This window comes from Enterobacter sp. UPMP2060, assembly GCF_053709655.1.
Genome location: NZ_JBSKJQ010000001.1, coordinates 428,724 through 444,061 on the forward strand (window position 1 = coordinate 428,724; position 15,338 = coordinate 444,061).

Consider the following 15,338-nt stretch of genomic DNA (forward strand, 5'->3'; position numbering starts at 1 on the left):
TGCATAAGAAATAGACGGGGGAGGTAAACGATTGCGTTTTACGCTGATTTTTTGCCGCAGGTCAATTCCCTTTCGCGCGTGGATCGCCCATAATCCCCTCCCGGTTTGCACACCGGGAATCCAGGAGAGTTCATGTACTACCCCTTCGTTCGTAAAGCCCTTTTCCAGCTCGACCCTGAGCGCGCTCATGAATTTACATTCCAGCAATTACGTCGTATTACCGGAACGCCGCTGGCCGCTCTGGTGCGTCAGAATGTGCCGGAAAAACCTGTGCAGTGCATGGGTCTGACCTTTAAGAATCCGCTGGGTCTGGCGGCCGGTCTGGACAAAAATGGCGAGTGCATTGATGCCCTGGGCGCGATGGGCTTTGGCTCCATTGAAATCGGTACCGTCACGCCGCGCCCGCAGCCGGGAAATGACAAGCCGCGCCTGTTCCGCCTGGTTGAAGCCGAAGGGCTGATCAACCGCATGGGCTTTAATAACCTCGGTGTTGATCACCTGGTTGAGAACGTAAAAAAAGCCCATTTTGACGGAATATTAGGCATCAATATCGGTAAAAATAAAGACACGCCGGTAGAGCAGGGTAAAGATGACTATCTGATTTGTATGGAAAAAGTCTACGCCTATGCCGGTTATATTGCGGTGAATATTTCTTCACCCAATACTCCGGGTCTGCGTTCCTTACAATATGGCGAAGCGCTGGACGATCTTCTGAGTGCCATTAAAAATAAACAAAATGAACTCCAGACGATCCACCGTAAATATGTTCCGGTCGCGGTTAAGATCGCCCCGGATCTTTCTCCTGAAGAATTGATCCAGGTTGCCGACAGTTTGGTTCGCCATAATATTGATGGTGTTATTGCGACCAATACCACTCTCGATCGTTCCCTCGTGCAGGGAATGAAAAACTGTGACGAAGCGGGTGGGTTAAGTGGACGTCCGGTGCAATTAAAAAGCACCGAAATTATTCGCGCCCTGTCTGCAGAATTAAAAGGACGTCTGCCGATTATTGGCGTCGGCGGCATTGACTCAGTGATTGCTGCGCGCGAGAAGATGGCGGCAGGTGCGTCACTGGTGCAAATCTATTCCGGCTTTATTTTTAAAGGACCGCCGCTGATTAAAGAAATCGTTACTCATATCTAATCTTTTCTCTTAATCAGACAACCAGGGCTTTATTTCCAGCCCTGGTTGTTTTATATTCCGTCACTGTTGCTTATTTAGTCATTATAGTCTTTTATTAATGGTGTTATAAACGAGGCGGCAAACAGGACATTTTTAGTACAGGACGTTTGGGGACGGGAGAGACACATGCGAATTAAACCTGACGATAACTGGCGCTGGTATTTTTGCGACGAGCATGACCGAATGATGCTCGATTTAGCCAATGGCATGTTGTTTCGTTCTCGTTTTGCCCGCCGAATGTTAACCCCGGATGCATTTTCCCCGTCGGGCTTTTGCGTTGACGATGCGGCGCTTTATTTCTCCTTTGAAGAAAAATGCCGCGATCTGGTGCTCTCTAAAGAGCAGCGTGCCGAGCTGGTATTAAATGCGCTGGTGGCTATCCGCTTCCTGAAACCGCAAATGCCAAAAAGCTGGCATTTTCTTGCGCATGGTATGAGCTGGACCCCGGCAACGGGTGACGCGGCCAGCGTCAATCTGAGCGATACCGCAGAAGAGGTGAGCCTGCTGGTGGTTGAGCCAGGCGAAAATGCTGCGCTCTGCCTGCTGGCGCAGCCCGGCGTAACCATTGCCGGGCGGACGATGCAGCTTGGCGATGCCATTAAAGTGATGAACGACAGGCTGAAGCCGCAGCTGCGCGTAGATTCCTTCAGCCTTGAACAGGCGGTTTAAGCTTCCAGCTGTACGGACGTTTTCGGTATGCAGCTACAGCACAGAATTGTGCCGTCATTTCCAATTGCCGATTTTTTCAGCGCACTGACCTCTCCATCCACCAGCCTGATGCGGCAGCATCCGCAAATGCCTGCGCGACAGGAATAGGGTACGCGAATACCTGCCTGCTCCAGTTGCTCAAGTAATACCTGCTGGTTGTTGCCACGGATGACGTTGCCCTGCCAGTGAATATCTACCGCAGAGGCGGCATTCGTCACAACGTCGACCATTTCTTCTTCCTGACCTGAGCCGTACGCTTTTGCAGGTCCTCGGGCAAGAATTTCTACCTCATCACCGACGCGGATTGCGCCGCTGGAGCGAGGGATCAGGTTCTGCCCGAAATCCACATCGCCGTTATCCTGCGCGGTGCGGAACGACTGCAGCGTCTTCAGCGGTTCGCCGGAAGGGTGCTTCTGGCCTTTCTCAGGGCTCACCGTGGTGAAAATGCAGCGGCTGCAGGATTTTACGACATCAAAGATGACGCTGCCGATGCGGATCACTTTCCAGGTGTCTTCTTCCCAGGCGTCGGCGCCCGTGACCACCAGGTTCGGACGGAACTGTTCCATCTGAACGCCGGCCTTGCAGCGGCCTTGTAAATCACGCAGCGAGGCTTCGTTAGTCAGCAGGAACGGGAAACCATCGGCGAAGGAGAGGGGAACGGCGTCGTGGCGCTTCACGCGACGCGTCGGTTCAGGACCTACCCAGCGCAGCTGCACGTCGCGGGAGAAGAAACCGCTCAGCCAGCGGTTAATCTCATCCGGGGCGATGCGCGCGGTAAAATGATTGCCCCACACTTCCGTTGGCGCATCGACAGGCGCAAAATCAGCAAAGCGAATGACCGCGCTGGAACCGTCCGGCGCGGTAAGGTGCAAACCGTCATGAAGCGGGGAAGGGGTAAAGCGAACCATCTGCGGGAACTGGCGTGCGGTAATGAACGTGCCGTCAGGCTCGGTGACCATAAAAATACGATCGAAGGCGAATCCGCTCATGTCGGCCAGCGCGTGAGAGACGCCGATGCCGCGCATGGATTTCACCGGATGAATAAAAAGCCTGGATAACGTCGCCACTGCACACTCCCACAAATGAAAATAAGCCTTCAACTTTATGACATACACGCCATATTAGCTATAATGCGCGACAATTTTCTAAGAGTAAAAGTGACGATATGAATTCTCTGTTTGCCAGTACGGCCCGTGGGCTGGAAGAGCTGTTAAAAACTGAACTGGAAAGCCTGGGCGCGCAAGAGTGCCAGGTGGTTCAGGGTGGTGTCCACTTTGAGGGCGACACGCGGCTTATTTACCAGAGCCTGATGTGGAGCCGTCTGGCGTCGCGCATCATGCTGCCAATGAAGGAGTGCAAGGTCTATAGCGACCTGGACCTCTATACCGGCGTACAGATGATCGACTGGACAGAGATCTTCACGCCCAATGCTACCTTTGCGGTGCATTTCAACGGCGTGAACGACGAGATCCGCAACAGCCAGTACGGTGCCCTGCGCGTAAAAGACGCCATTGTGGACTGCTTCACGCGTAAAAATAAGGAACGTCCGAACGTCGATCGCGAAAATCCGGATCTGCGTATTAACGTCTGGCTCAACGGTGACACGGCGAGTATTTCTCTCGATCTTAGCGGCGCGGGCCTGCACCTGCGCGGTTACCGCGATCGTACCGGTATGGCGCCAATTAAAGAAACCCTGGCCGCCGCCATTGTAATGCGCTCCGGCTGGCAGCCGAGCACGCCGCTGCTCGATCCGATGTGTGGTTCCGGTACGTTGCTGATTGAAGCGGCCATGCTGGCAACCGACCGCGCGCCGGGCCTGCATCGCGGTCACTGGGGCTTTAAAGGCTGGGCCCAGCACGACGAAGCGCTCTGGAAAGAGGTCAAAGACGACGCGCAGACCCGCGCGCGTAAAGGTCTGGCGGAGTATACCTCCCACTTCTACGGTTCGGACAGTGACCCGCGCGTAATCGAACGCGCGCGCAGCAACGCCCGTCGCGCCGGTATCGGCGAGCTGGTCACCTTCGAGGTGAAAGACGTGGCGAACCTGACCAACCCGCTGCCAAAAGGCCCGTACGGTACCGTGATCAGCAACCCGCCATACGGCGAGCGTCTGGACAGCGAGCCGGCGCTGATTGCCCTGCACAGCCTGCTGGGCCGCAATATGAAGGACTACTTCGGCGGCTGGAACCTGTCGCTGTTTAGCGCCTCGCCGGAGCTGCTGAGCTGCCTGCAGCTGCGTGCCGATCGCCAGTTTAAGGCGAAAAACGGCCCGCTGGACTGCGTGCAGAAAAACTACCATCTGGCGGAGAAAGCGGCGGACAGTAAGCCATCCGGCGTGGCGGAAGATTATGCCAACCGCCTGCGCAAGAACCTGAAAAAATATGAAAAGTGGGCGAAGCAGGAAGGGATTGAATGCTACCGCCTGTACGACGCCGACCTGCCGGAGTACAACGTGGCGGTTGACCGCTACGCGGACTGGGTGGTGATTCAGGAATATGCGCCACCGAAAACCATTGATGCGCAAAAAGCGCGTCAGCGCATGCTGGACGTTATCGCGGCCACCATCGCCGTGCTCGGCATTGCGCCAAACAAGCTGGTGCTGAAAACCCGCGAGCGTCAGAAAGGGAAAAATCAGTACCAGAAGATGGGCGAGAAGGGTGACTTTATCGAAGTGGGCGAATACAACGCTCGCCTGTGGGTGAACCTGACCGACTATCTGGATACCGGCCTGTTCCTCGACCACCGTATCGCCCGTCGCATGCTGGGTCAGATGAGCAAGGGCAAAGATTTCCTCAACCTGTTCTCCTATACCGGCAGCGCGAGCGTGCATGCGGGTCTGGGCGGTGCGCGGAGCACCACCACGGTGGATATGTCCCGCACCTATCTGGAGTGGGCGGAGCGCAACCTGCGTCTTAACGGGCTGACCGGACGTCAGCATCGTCTGATGCAGGCCGACGTGCTGGGCTGGCTGCGTGATACCGACGAGCAGTTCGACCTGATCTTTATCGATCCGCCGACCTTCTCCAACTCCAAGCGCATGGAGGATAGCTTTGACGTTCAACGCGATCACCTGCGCCTGATGACCGACCTGAAGCGCCTGCTGCGCAAGGGCGGCACCATTATGTTCTCGAACAACAAACGCGGCTTCCGTATGGATCATGACGGCTTAGCAGCCCTGGGACTGAAAGCACAAGAAATCAGCCAAAAAACGCTGTCTCAGGACTTTGCCCGTAACCGTCAAATTCATAACTGCTGGTTGATTACCGCGGCCTGAAAGGAAAAATAAATGTCTTTAATTAGTATGCACGGCGCGTGGCTCTCTTTCAGCGACTCGCCGCTTCTCGATAATGCAGAGCTGCATATCGAAGATAACGAGCGCGTCTGTCTGGTGGGCCGTAACGGCGCGGGTAAATCCACGCTGATGAAAATCCTCAACCGTGAACAGGGGCTGGATGACGGCCGCATCGTTTACGAGCAGGATCTGATCGTCTCCCGCCTCCAGCAGGACCCGCCGCGTCACGTGACAGGCAGCGTTTACGATTTCGTGGCGGAAGGCATTTCTGAGCAGGCCGAATACCTGAAGCGCTATCACGAGATTTCGCATCTGGTGATGACCGACCCGAGCGACAAGAACCTCAACGAACTGGCGAAAGTGCAGGAGATGCTCGATCACCACGGTCTGTGGCAGCTTGAAAACCGCATTAACGAGGTTCTGGCCCAGCTTGGTCTGGAAGCGGACATGGAGCTGTCGGCGCTCTCCGGCGGCTGGCTGCGTAAAGCGGCCCTGGGCCGCGCGCTGGTCAGCGGGCCGAAGGTGCTGCTGCTGGACGAACCGACGAACCACCTGGATATCGAAGCGATTGACTGGCTGGAAGGCTTCCTGAAAACCTTCAGCGGCACCATCATCTTTATCTCGCACGACCGTTCGTTTATTCGCAACATGGCGACGCGTATTGTCGATCTCGACCGCGGCAAGCTGGTCACCTATCCTGGCGATTACGACACCTATCTGCTGGAGAAAGAAGAAAACCTGCGCGTGGAAGAGCTGCAAAATGCGGAGTTCGACCGCAAGCTGGCGCAGGAAGAGGTGTGGATCCGCCAGGGCATCAAGGCCCGCCGTACCCGTAACGAAGGCCGCGTGCGCGCTCTGAAGGCAATGCGCCGTGAGCGCAGCGAACGCCGTGAAGTGATGGGCAGCGCCAAAATGCAGGTGGAAGAAGCGTCCCGTTCCGGCAAGATTGTCTTCGAAATGGAAAACGTCAACTATCAGGTTGATGGCAAAGTGCTGGTGAAAGATTTCTCCGCCCAGGTGCAGCGCGGCGACAAAATTGCGCTTATCGGCCCGAACGGCTGCGGTAAAACCACGCTGCTGAAGCTGATGCTGGGCCAGGTGCAGGCCGACAGCGGCCGCATTCACTGTGGGACTAAGCTGGAAGTGGCCTACTTCGACCAGCACCGCGCGGAGCTGGATCCGGACCGCACGGTGATGGATAACCTCGCCGAAGGCAAGCAAGAGGTGATGGTAAACGGCAAACCGCGCCACGTGCTGGGCTATCTGCAGGACTTCCTGTTCCATCCGAAACGTGCGATGACCCCAGTGCGTGCGTTATCTGGCGGAGAGCGTAATCGTCTGCTGCTGGCGCGTCTGTTCCTGAAACCAAGTAACCTGTTGATTCTCGATGAACCAACGAACGACCTGGATGTCGAAACGCTGGAATTGCTCGAAGAATTGATTGACGGTTATCAGGGGACCGTAATGCTGGTCAGCCACGATCGTCAGTTCGTGGATAACACCGTAACCGAGTGCTGGATCTTCGAAGGTGAAGGGCGAATTGGACAATACGTAGGTGGTTATCACGATGCAAAAGGGCAGCAATCGCAGTCTCTGGCGCAGAAACAGTCAAAGTCCAAAATAAGTTCAGAACCTGCTGTAACAAAAGCAGAAACTGTCAAGAAAACCTCGGCTAAACTAAGCTATAACCTGCAGCGCGAACTGGAGGGGCTACCGCAGCGTCTTGAAGAGCTGGAGGCCGCGCTTGAGGATCTGCAAAAACAGGTCGCTGATGCGTCATTCTTTACCCAATCGCATGACTATACTCAGAAAGTACTGGCTGAACTGTCCGCGGCTGAAAAAGCCCTGGAAGAAGCATTTGAGCGCTGGGAGTACCTTGAGTCTCTGAAAAACGGCGCATAGACAGGGATAACATATGTGTGACCAGCACCATGCCGACAGGCATATTTTATGCTCGCAATGCGATATGCTCGTGGCGTTGCCAGAGCTTGGTCACGGACATAAAGCCCTGTGTCCACGTTGCGGCGCAACGTTGACAACCGAGTGGGACGCGCCGCGGCAGCGTCCCACTGCTTACGCTCTGGCAGCATTGTTCATGCTGCTGCTCTCCAATCTCTTCCCTTTCATCTATATGAAGGTGGGAGGGATAACCAGCCAGGTGGATCTGCTTGAAATCCCGGGCGTGATGTTCTCGGAAGATTACGCCAGCCTCGGCACCTTTTTTCTCCTGTTTGTCCAGATAGTCCCGGCTTTTTGCCTGGTCGTTATCCTTTTGCTGGTCAACCGCGTCAGGATGCCCTCATCATTGAAAATCCGGCTCGCGCGTATCCTTTTTCAGCTTAAAAGCTGGGGCATGGCCGAGATCTTTCTGGCGGGCATTCTGGTCAGTTTCGTGAAGCTCATGGCGTACGGCGATGTGGGGATCGGCAGCAGCTTTGTTCCGTGGTGCCTGTACTGTGTCCTGCAGCTGCGTGCCTTCCAGTGCGTGGACAGACGCTGGGCGTGGGATGATATCGCCCCGGCACCGACGCTTGCGCAGACGGTAAAAGTCGGCGTGCCCGGCATTCGTCAGGGGCTGCGTTCCTGCCCATGCTGCACCGCCGTGCTGCCCGCCGATCTCGACGTTTGTCCGCGCTGTGAAACGAAAGGTCACGTACGCCGTAAAAATAGCCTTCAGTGGACGATGGCCCTGCTGGTCACCTCCATCATGTTGTATCTGCCAGCCAATATTCTACCGATCATGATCACCGATTTGCTCGGCGATAAAATGCCCTCGACGATCCTCGCCGGGGTGATCCTGCTGTGGGGCGAAGGTTCCTATCCTGTCGCCGGCGTGATCTTTATCGCCAGTATTATGGTGCCAACCTTAAAAATGATCGCCATCGCCTGGCTCTGTTGGGATGCGAAGGGTCATGGAAAACGCGACAGCGAACGCATGCACCTGATTTATGAAGTGGTCGAGTTTGTCGGACGCTGGTCAATGATTGACGTGTTTGTCATCGCCGTTCTCTCTGCACTGGTGCGGATGGGCGGTTTGATGAGTATTTATCCCGCGATGGGGGCTTTAATGTTTGCACTGGTCGTGATTATGACCATGTTTGCGGCCATGACCTTCGACCCTCGTTTATCGTGGGATCGTGAGCCTGAATCAAGCCATGAGGAAGAGTAAGAGCATGGAAAATAAGAGTGGAGAGGCGAAAGTGCAGAAGGTCAAAAACTGGTCGCCGGTGTGGATTTTCCCCATCGTGACCGCGCTGATCGGTGCATGGATCCTGTTTTATCATTACAGCCATCAGGGACCGGAAGTCACGCTGATAACCACCAATGCCGAGGGGATTGAGGGCGGTAAAACGACCATCAAAAGCCGTAGCGTGGATGTGGGCGTGGTCGAAAGCGCAACCCTGACCGACGATTTAACCCATGTGGAAATTAAGGCGCGCCTTAATGCCGGCATGGAAAAACTGCTGCACGGCGATTCCGTTTTCTGGGTCGTTAAACCGCAGGTGGGGCGCGAAGGGATCAGCGGCTTAGGGACGCTGCTCTCTGGAGCCTACATTGAACTGCAGCCCGGCACGAAGGGCAGCCAGCCTGGGCAATATCAGCTTCTCGACTCACCGCCGCTTGCGCCGCCTGATGCCAAGGGTATCCGCGTGATCCTCGACAGCAAAAAAGCGGGCCAGCTTACGGCGGGTGATCCAGTACTGTTCCGCGGCTACCGCGTCGGTTCCGTTGAAACCAGCACCTTCGATGCGCAAAAGCGTACCATCAGCTATCAGCTTTTCATCAATGCGCCAAACGATCGTCTGGTGACCAGCAACGTTCGCTTCTGGAAGGACAGCGGGATCGCGGTCGATCTTACGTCGGCGGGAATGCGCGTAGAAATGGGTTCCTTAACCACGCTGTTTGGCGGCGGGGTGAGCTTTGATGTGCCGGAAGGGCAGGATCTCGGGCAGCCGGTTGCCGAGAAAACGGCGTTCAGACTCTTTGACGATCAGCGAAGCATTCAGGACGCGCTCTATACCGACCACATCGACTTCCTGATGTTCTTCAAGGATTCCGTCCGCGGTCTGCAGCCGGGCGCACCCGTTGAGTTCCGCGGTATTCGTCTTGGTACGGTGGGGCAAGTTCCGTTCTTTGTTCCGGACCTGAGCCAGATGCTGGACGATGATTATCGTATTCCGGTGCTGATCCGCATTGAGCCGGAGCGTCTGCTTAACCAGATTGGCGAGAACCAGGATATCGCGGCGCATATTAACGAACTGATGAACCGTGGTCTGCGTGGATCCTTGAAAACGGGTAACCTGGTGACCGGCGCGCTGTATGTGGATATGGACTTCTACCCGAAAGCACCGCCGATTACCGGTATTCGTGAATTTGGTGGCTACAAGATCATCCCAACGGTGAGCAGCGGTCTGGCTCAGATCCAGCAGCGTCTGATGGAAACGCTGGATAAGATCAACAATCTGCCACTGAATCCGATGATTGAAGCGGCGACGAACTCTCTGAGCGAAAGCCAGGCAACGATGCGTCGTCTGCAAACCACGCTGGATAACATCAACAAGATCACTGCGAGCCAGAGCATGCAGCAGCTGCCGCAGGATATGCAGAAAACGCTGCGTGAGCTGAACCGCAGCATGCAGGGCTTCCAGCCGGGTTCAGCGGCGTACAATAAGATGGTGGCAGATATGCAGCGTCTTGATCAGGTCTTGCGTGAACTGCAGCCGGTGCTGAAAACTCTCAACGAGAAGAGCAATGCGCTGGTGTTCGAAGCGAAAGATAAAAAGGATCCTGAGCCGAAGAGGGCAAAAGAATGAAAAAGTGGCTATTGATGGTTGGCGCTCTGCTGTTAACGGCGTGCAGTTCAGGGGTAGATAATAAAAGCTACTATCAGCTGCCTGTGGCTACCCACAGCGGTGGGCAAAGCACGGCCAGCCAGGGAAACCGCCAGCTGTGGGTTGAGCAGGTTGCCGTGCCGGATTATCTGGCAGGAAACGGCGTGGTCTATCAGACCAGCGACGTTAAATACGTGATTGCGACGAACAACCTGTGGGCCAGCCCGCTGGATCAGCAGCTGCGCAACACGCTGGTGGCCAATCTGGGCAGCCAGCTTCCGGGCTGGGTTGTCGCGTCGCAGCCGCTGGGTAACGACCAGGATACGCTTAACGTCACGGTAACAGGCTTCCACGGCCGTTATGACGGTGCGGTGGTGATCAGCGGGGAGTGGTTGCTGAACCATCAGGGGCAGCTGATTAAGCGTCCTTTCCATCTGGAGCTTAAGCAGCAGAAAGATGGCTATGATGAAATGGTGAAAGTCCTGGCTCAGGGTTGGGCACAGGAGTCGGCCAGCATCGCGAGAGAAATTTCCCGGCTGCCATAAGTAAAATTCATCATCAAAAACCGCAGTTGGCCTGTTGCTGATTGCGGTTTTTTTTCGTTTTCAGTTCAGTTTGTTACTTGTGCCACGTCACAATTTTTGTACAAATGAACTTCCGGCTAGCTCACAAATATGACACCCGTATGAATTTTGAACATTGACGATGCGACTAATTCGGGGTATTCGTTATCTGTGCCTGTGCATTGAGTGCAGACACTGTTTTCTTTCCACCAGACAAAAGAATGAGGGAAACGAGGCATGAAGAGACAGAAACGAGATCGCCTGGAACGGGCTCATCAACGTGGTTATCAGGCCGGCATCGCTGGACGTTCTAAAGAAATGTGTCCTTATCAGACGATAAATCAAAGGTCACAATGGCTTGGAGGCTGGCGAGAAGCCATCGGCGACAGGGCACTCATAGCCTGATAACGTCTCTTTCAAAAAAGAAACCTCCGCAATGCGGAGGTTTCGCCTTTCTGTGGGTGCCAAAAGCACGATCAGAAAGCTGAAGTATCCTGGAACAGGCCAACTTTCAGGTCGCTTGCGCTATAGATCAGACGACCGTCGACCAGCACTTCGCCATCTGCCAGGCCCATAATCAGGCGGCGGTTAACGATGCGCTTGAAGTGAATACGATAGGTCACTTTCTTCGCCGTAGGCAGAACCTGGCCAGTGAATTTTACTTCGCCCACGCCCAGCGCGCGGCCTTTACCTTCGCCGCCCAGCCAGCCCAGATAGAAGCCAACCAGCTGCCACATGGCATCCAGGCCCAGACAGCCAGGCATTACCGGATCGCCAATAAAGTGGCAACCGAAGAACCACAGGTCCGGGTTGATATCGAGTTCTGCTTCTACGTAACCCTTATCGAAGTTGCCGCCGGTTTCGGTCATTTTCACGACACGGTCCATCATCAGCATGTTCGGGGCCGGTAACTGTGGGCCTTTAGCGCCAAACAGTTCACCGCGACCAGAGGCAAGAAGATCTTCTTTTGTATAGGATTCGCGTTTATCTACCATGTTCTCAGTAAGCCTTATTTTAGTGAAGGACGCAGGATAGCTAACACGTGTACGCTGAACAAGTCCGATCAGTTCGAACTAAACCAGCCCAGCCAGCGTAACGGCCATGGATAACGATGACGAGCATCCTGCTGTGTCGCCTGAGCTATGCGCTCCTGGATAGTCTGCATCAGGGTAGTTTGCCCTTCGCCATCCCAAACCAGATTTGTCAGTAAGGGTAGCGCATCCTCAATCCCTTCGATGGCCCAGATGGTGAATTGCTCTTGCTCAACCGCATCCAGAATATCCTGGCTGAGGCTCAAATGGCGTGCGTTGGGAGCAGGAATAATCACACCCTGTTTGCCGTTTAAATCGCGCTGCTGACAGATAGAGAAGAAGCCTTCAATTTTTTCGTTGAGGCCTCCCACTGGCTGTGCACGACCGAACTGGTCCACCGAACCGGTGATCGCGATGTTCTGATTGATGGGCACTTCCGCCAGGGCGCTGATTAAGGCGCACAGCTCGGCCATAGAGGCGCTATCGCCATCCACTTCGCTGTAGGACTGCTCAAACGTCAGCGAGGCGGAGAAGGGGATCTGTTGCTCAAGCTGCAGCTCTGACATCAAAAACGCCTGCATGATCATCATGCCTTTCGCGTGAATGTTGCCGCCCAGCTCGGCTTTTCGTTCAATATCGGTGAACTCGCCATCGCCAATGTGCACAACGCAGCTGATACGGGACGGTTCCCCGAATGCGCGCGGATGGCCAGGAAATTCAATCACCGACAGGGCGTTGATCTGCCCGACGCGTTCGCCTTCGGTTTCCACCAGAATTTGTTCCAGCAGAATTTCATCCTGCATACGGTCGGCAAGATAGCCTTCTCGCCACTCACGCTGAGCCAGCATCTGAGTGAGCTGTTCTCCGGTGAACGTCCCGTTACCGCTGATCACACCCACTTCACGCAGCTGTTTGCCGATCCAGAGTGGGCAAAGCGGCAGCGTTTCCTGGTCACCGGTGTAGCGTACCGCTTCGCGGATTAAGCCCGGCCACGCGTCAGCCGCAGGGGTTGGCAGCGCAAAACGCTCAGCAACGACCATCACCCACTGGCACCACTGCGCCATATCGTCGGCATTAGCAATCTGGATGTTGTCTTCGTATTCGCTATACACCGCCTGCTCAGCCAGTTCCGGCTCCATTTCCTGGAAGTCCGCCAGCGATTCGCGGTCGCCCGTCAGCACGACGGTCAGCGACAGCGGCATAGACGGAACAGCGACAGGCAGAGGACGAGACTCATCGTAGCCGACCCAGTCGAAACGCTGCTGGTTGACGATAGTTTTCAGACGCATCCACAGCAGCGGCTGCGAGAGCAGGGTACGCAGTGAGATGATGAGAACACCGCCATTTGCGCGATGAACCAGCCCCGGCTGCAGCGAAAGTTCGCCGTTAAACTGGCGCAGACAACCAAAGAGTTGTTCCGCCTCGACCCAGTTAGCGGTAATCACTTCGCCTTTAACGGCAAAACGGCCATCGGCCTGCGCCGTTGGTTCGAAAGTGACATCATGTCCCGCAATACGATACTGGCCGCCAAAAACTGCGTTCGCTTCCGGCTTCAGCTGGCGCACGGCATCACCGAGCAGCGTCAGGTATTCCGCTTCTTCCGGGGCCTTGAGCAGCATGAAGGGCGCTGTTGCCCATGGGCTTAACACCTGCTCCAGCGCATAATGCAAACGAGGCTGCGTATCGCTAAGGATGAATTCGTGTTCTTTTGCGAGTTCGGGCTGTGCAAAGAGTTCCTGGTAACTTTCGGTATCCGGAACAAGGTCACGCCATGCAAGTTTCGTAATGGTCAAAGTTGATGTTTTTTAGTCAGATGTAAAAGCGTGGAGTATACCGTAAGCGGGGGGCTCTACCCAAGCAGGATTGGGGATTTCGACAGGGCGATTGGCTGCATTCACTCTCAGGATATGATTTCTTTTCAGCAGATTGCTAAAAAACTGATATTCTGAACAGAGTTACGTGGTAACACTGAGATCGCAATGAAATATCAACAACTGGAAAATCTCGAAAGCGGCTGGAAATGGAAGTACCTGGTCAAAAAGCACCGTGAAGGGGAGCTGATCACCTGCTACGTCGAAGCCAGCGCTGCGCAAGAAGCCGTGGATATTTTGCTGACCCTCGAAAATGAACCGGTACAGGTTAACGGCTGGATTGAGAAACACATCAATCCAGCGTTGTTAAACCGGATGAAGCAAACTATCCGCGCGCGACGCAAACGGCATTTTAATGCTGAGCATCAGCACACTCGCAAAAAATCAATCGACCTGGAGTTCGTGGTCTGGCAACGCCTGGCTGGGCTGGCACAACGACGGGGCAAAACGCTTTCGGAAACCATCGTGCAGCTGATTGAGGATGCCGAGCATAAAGAGAAGTACGCCAACCAGATGTCGACGCTGAAGAACGACCTTCAGGCTCTGTTGGGTAAAAAATAGATTTTTCTTTTCTTCAGACAATAAAAAACCCCGCATGGCGGGGTTTTTTTATAAGACGATAACTTATGCCGCTGGCTGAGTTACAACGTCTTTGATGCCTTTAACTTCGATCTCTACGCGACGATCTGGAGCCAGGCAGTCGATCAGTGCAGCGCGAGCTTTCACGTTGTCACAGGTGTTGCCAGTAACTGGGTTAGATTCGCCCATACCACGTGGGGAGATCTTGTTAGCTGGGATACCTTTAGAGATCAGGTAATCAACAACAGACTGAGCACGTTTCTCAGACAGTTTCTGGTTGTATGCGTCAGAACCGATACGGTCGGTGAAGCCCAGAACCACTACGGAACCGTCTTTAGGATCCAGGTTGCTCAGCTGGGTGTACAGCTGATCCAGTGCCTGCTGGCCTTCTGGTTTCAGAGTCGCTTTGTTGAAGTTGAACAGAACGTCAGACTTCAGAGTGAAGTGCTTGGTCTGTACTTCTGGAGCTGGAGCCGGCGCTGGAGCAACAACTGGAGCTGCTTCTTCCTGCTGGCCGAAACGGTAGGAAACACCTACGCTCAGCATGCCGTTGTCTGGACGAACACCAACGGTGTTACCGTCGCCGATGTTGTTAACCCACTGGTATTCCAGACGGGTAGCGATGTCACGGGTCATAGCCCACTCAACGCCACCAGCGAATACTGGGGAAACACCGGTGTCATGGTTGTCACCAGAGATGTTGTTGCTGGAATCTGCGCGCCATACCATGCCGCCCAGACGGGTGTACACGTCCAGATCGTCAGTGATTGGGTAGCCCAGTTTAGCGGTCAGCTGAACGCCCTGTGCTTTGAAAGCGCCGTTGATGGTGTCGCCTTTGTATGGCATACGACCTAACCAGTCGTAACCCATTTCAAAACCAACATACGGGTTAACCTGATAGCCACCGAACGCACCTGCACCAAGCTGGCTCTCGTGAGTTGGGCCATCATTGTTCAGGCTGCTGTTGTACCAGCCGGTGTCGTGGAACTGAGACCAGCCCAGTTTACCACCTGCATACCAGGTATTATCTTTCGGAGCGGCCTGCGCTACGGTAGCGAAGCCAGCCAGTGCCACTGCAATCGCGATAGCTGTCTTTTTCATTTTTTGCGCCTCGTTATCATCCAAAATTCGCCATGAAAGTCTCAGGAGAGAATCACGGTTAAATCCTTCACCGGGGGGCGTGGTCAAATATAAATCTACCGATATCTTCGGCTTAGGCCGAGCACCCCTGGCGATGTAAAGTCTACAACGTAGCTGAAAACTTACAAGTGTGAAGTCCG

General features: G+C 54.7%; 13 protein-coding genes. 9 read left to right on the plus strand and 4 right to left on the minus strand.

Features of this window, described 5'->3' with window-relative positions; translation table 11 throughout:
• Nucleotides 1–132: 132 nt before the first annotated feature.
• Both pyrD and zapC read left to right on the plus strand, forming a co-directional pair.
• Complete coding sequence (gene pyrD, locus ACWKXN_RS02025; protein WP_454543248.1) at nucleotides 133–1,143, plus strand: quinone-dependent dihydroorotate dehydrogenase; 1,011 nt, start codon at nucleotides 133–135, stop codon at nucleotides 1,141–1,143.
• A gap of 165 nt (nucleotides 1,144–1,308) precedes the next feature.
• The gene (gene zapC / locus ACWKXN_RS02030) at nucleotides 1,309–1,851 is read left to right on the plus strand and encodes a cell division protein ZapC (protein ID WP_023311020.1); all 543 of its coding nucleotides are present in this window, start codon (nucleotides 1,309–1,311) and stop codon (nucleotides 1,849–1,851) included.
• On the opposite strand, the gene ACWKXN_RS02035 is transcribed toward zapC, so the two are convergent.
• The gene (locus ACWKXN_RS02035) at nucleotides 1,848–2,957 is read right to left on the minus strand and encodes a YcbX family protein (protein ID WP_087822280.1); all 1,110 of its coding nucleotides are present in this window, start codon (nucleotides 2,955–2,957) and stop codon (nucleotides 1,848–1,850) included. The two genes, zapC and ACWKXN_RS02035, sit on opposite strands and share 4 nt — an antisense overlap.
• Before the next feature lie 98 nt (nucleotides 2,958–3,055).
• Here ACWKXN_RS02035 and rlmKL point away from each other — a divergent pair, with 98 nt between their 5' ends.
• The 6 genes from rlmKL (at nucleotide 3,056) to rmf (ending at nucleotide 10,982) form a co-directional block, all read left to right on the plus strand.
• A complete protein-coding gene (rlmKL, locus tag ACWKXN_RS02040; RefSeq protein ID WP_454543249.1) occupies nucleotides 3,056–5,164 on the plus strand; it encodes a bifunctional 23S rRNA (guanine(2069)-N(7))-methyltransferase RlmK/23S rRNA (guanine(2445)-N(2))-methyltransferase RlmL in 2,109 nt (702 codons plus the stop codon).
• 12 nt (nucleotides 5,165–5,176) lie between these two features.
• Nucleotides 5,177–7,084, plus strand: a complete 1,908-nt coding sequence (locus ACWKXN_RS02045) for an ABC transporter ATP-binding protein (protein ID WP_454543250.1) — start codon at nucleotides 5,177–5,179, stop codon at nucleotides 7,082–7,084.
• Nucleotides 7,085–7,097: 13 nt separating this feature from the next.
• On the plus strand, nucleotides 7,098–8,351 hold the full coding sequence (gene pqiA / locus ACWKXN_RS02050; RefSeq protein ID WP_048979354.1) for a membrane integrity-associated transporter subunit PqiA: 1,254 nt from the start codon (nucleotides 7,098–7,100) through the stop codon (nucleotides 8,349–8,351).
• 4 nt (nucleotides 8,352–8,355) lie between these two features.
• Entirely contained in the window at nucleotides 8,356–9,996 is a 1,641-nt protein-coding gene (gene pqiB / locus ACWKXN_RS02055; protein WP_454543251.1) for an intermembrane transport protein PqiB, read from the plus strand.
• Entirely contained in the window at nucleotides 9,993–10,559 is a 567-nt protein-coding gene (gene pqiC / locus ACWKXN_RS02060) for a membrane integrity-associated transporter subunit PqiC (RefSeq protein ID WP_024907767.1), read from the plus strand. The genes pqiB and pqiC overlap by 4 nt, the downstream gene beginning before the upstream one ends.
• Nucleotides 10,560–10,814: 255 nt before the next feature.
• Nucleotides 10,815–10,982, plus strand: a complete 168-nt coding sequence (rmf, locus tag ACWKXN_RS02065; protein WP_013097261.1) for a ribosome modulation factor — start codon at nucleotides 10,815–10,817, stop codon at nucleotides 10,980–10,982.
• A 71-nt stretch (nucleotides 10,983–11,053) separates the two neighbouring features.
• Here the strand turns inward: rmf and fabA are convergent, their stop codons facing one another.
• Nucleotides 11,054–11,572, minus strand: coding sequence for a 3-hydroxyacyl-[acyl-carrier-protein] dehydratase FabA (gene fabA / locus ACWKXN_RS02070; RefSeq protein ID WP_008499931.1), 519 nt, complete (start codon nucleotides 11,570–11,572; stop codon nucleotides 11,054–11,056).
• A 68-nt stretch (nucleotides 11,573–11,640) separates the two neighbouring features.
• Complete coding sequence (locus ACWKXN_RS02075) at nucleotides 11,641–13,401, minus strand: AAA family ATPase (protein ID WP_454543252.1); 1,761 nt, start codon at nucleotides 13,399–13,401, stop codon at nucleotides 11,641–11,643.
• 186 nt (nucleotides 13,402–13,587) lie between these two features.
• On the opposite strand from ACWKXN_RS02075, the gene matP reads away from it, so the two are divergent.
• Nucleotides 13,588–14,040, plus strand: coding sequence for a macrodomain Ter protein MatP (gene matP / locus ACWKXN_RS02080; protein ID WP_032658161.1), 453 nt, complete (start codon nucleotides 13,588–13,590; stop codon nucleotides 14,038–14,040).
• 63 nt (nucleotides 14,041–14,103) lie between these two features.
• Here the strand turns inward: matP and ompA are convergent, their stop codons facing one another.
• A complete protein-coding gene (gene ompA / locus ACWKXN_RS02085; RefSeq protein WP_023311028.1) occupies nucleotides 14,104–15,159 on the minus strand; it encodes a porin OmpA in 1,056 nt (351 codons plus the stop codon).
• Nucleotides 15,160–15,338: the final 179 nt, after the last annotated feature.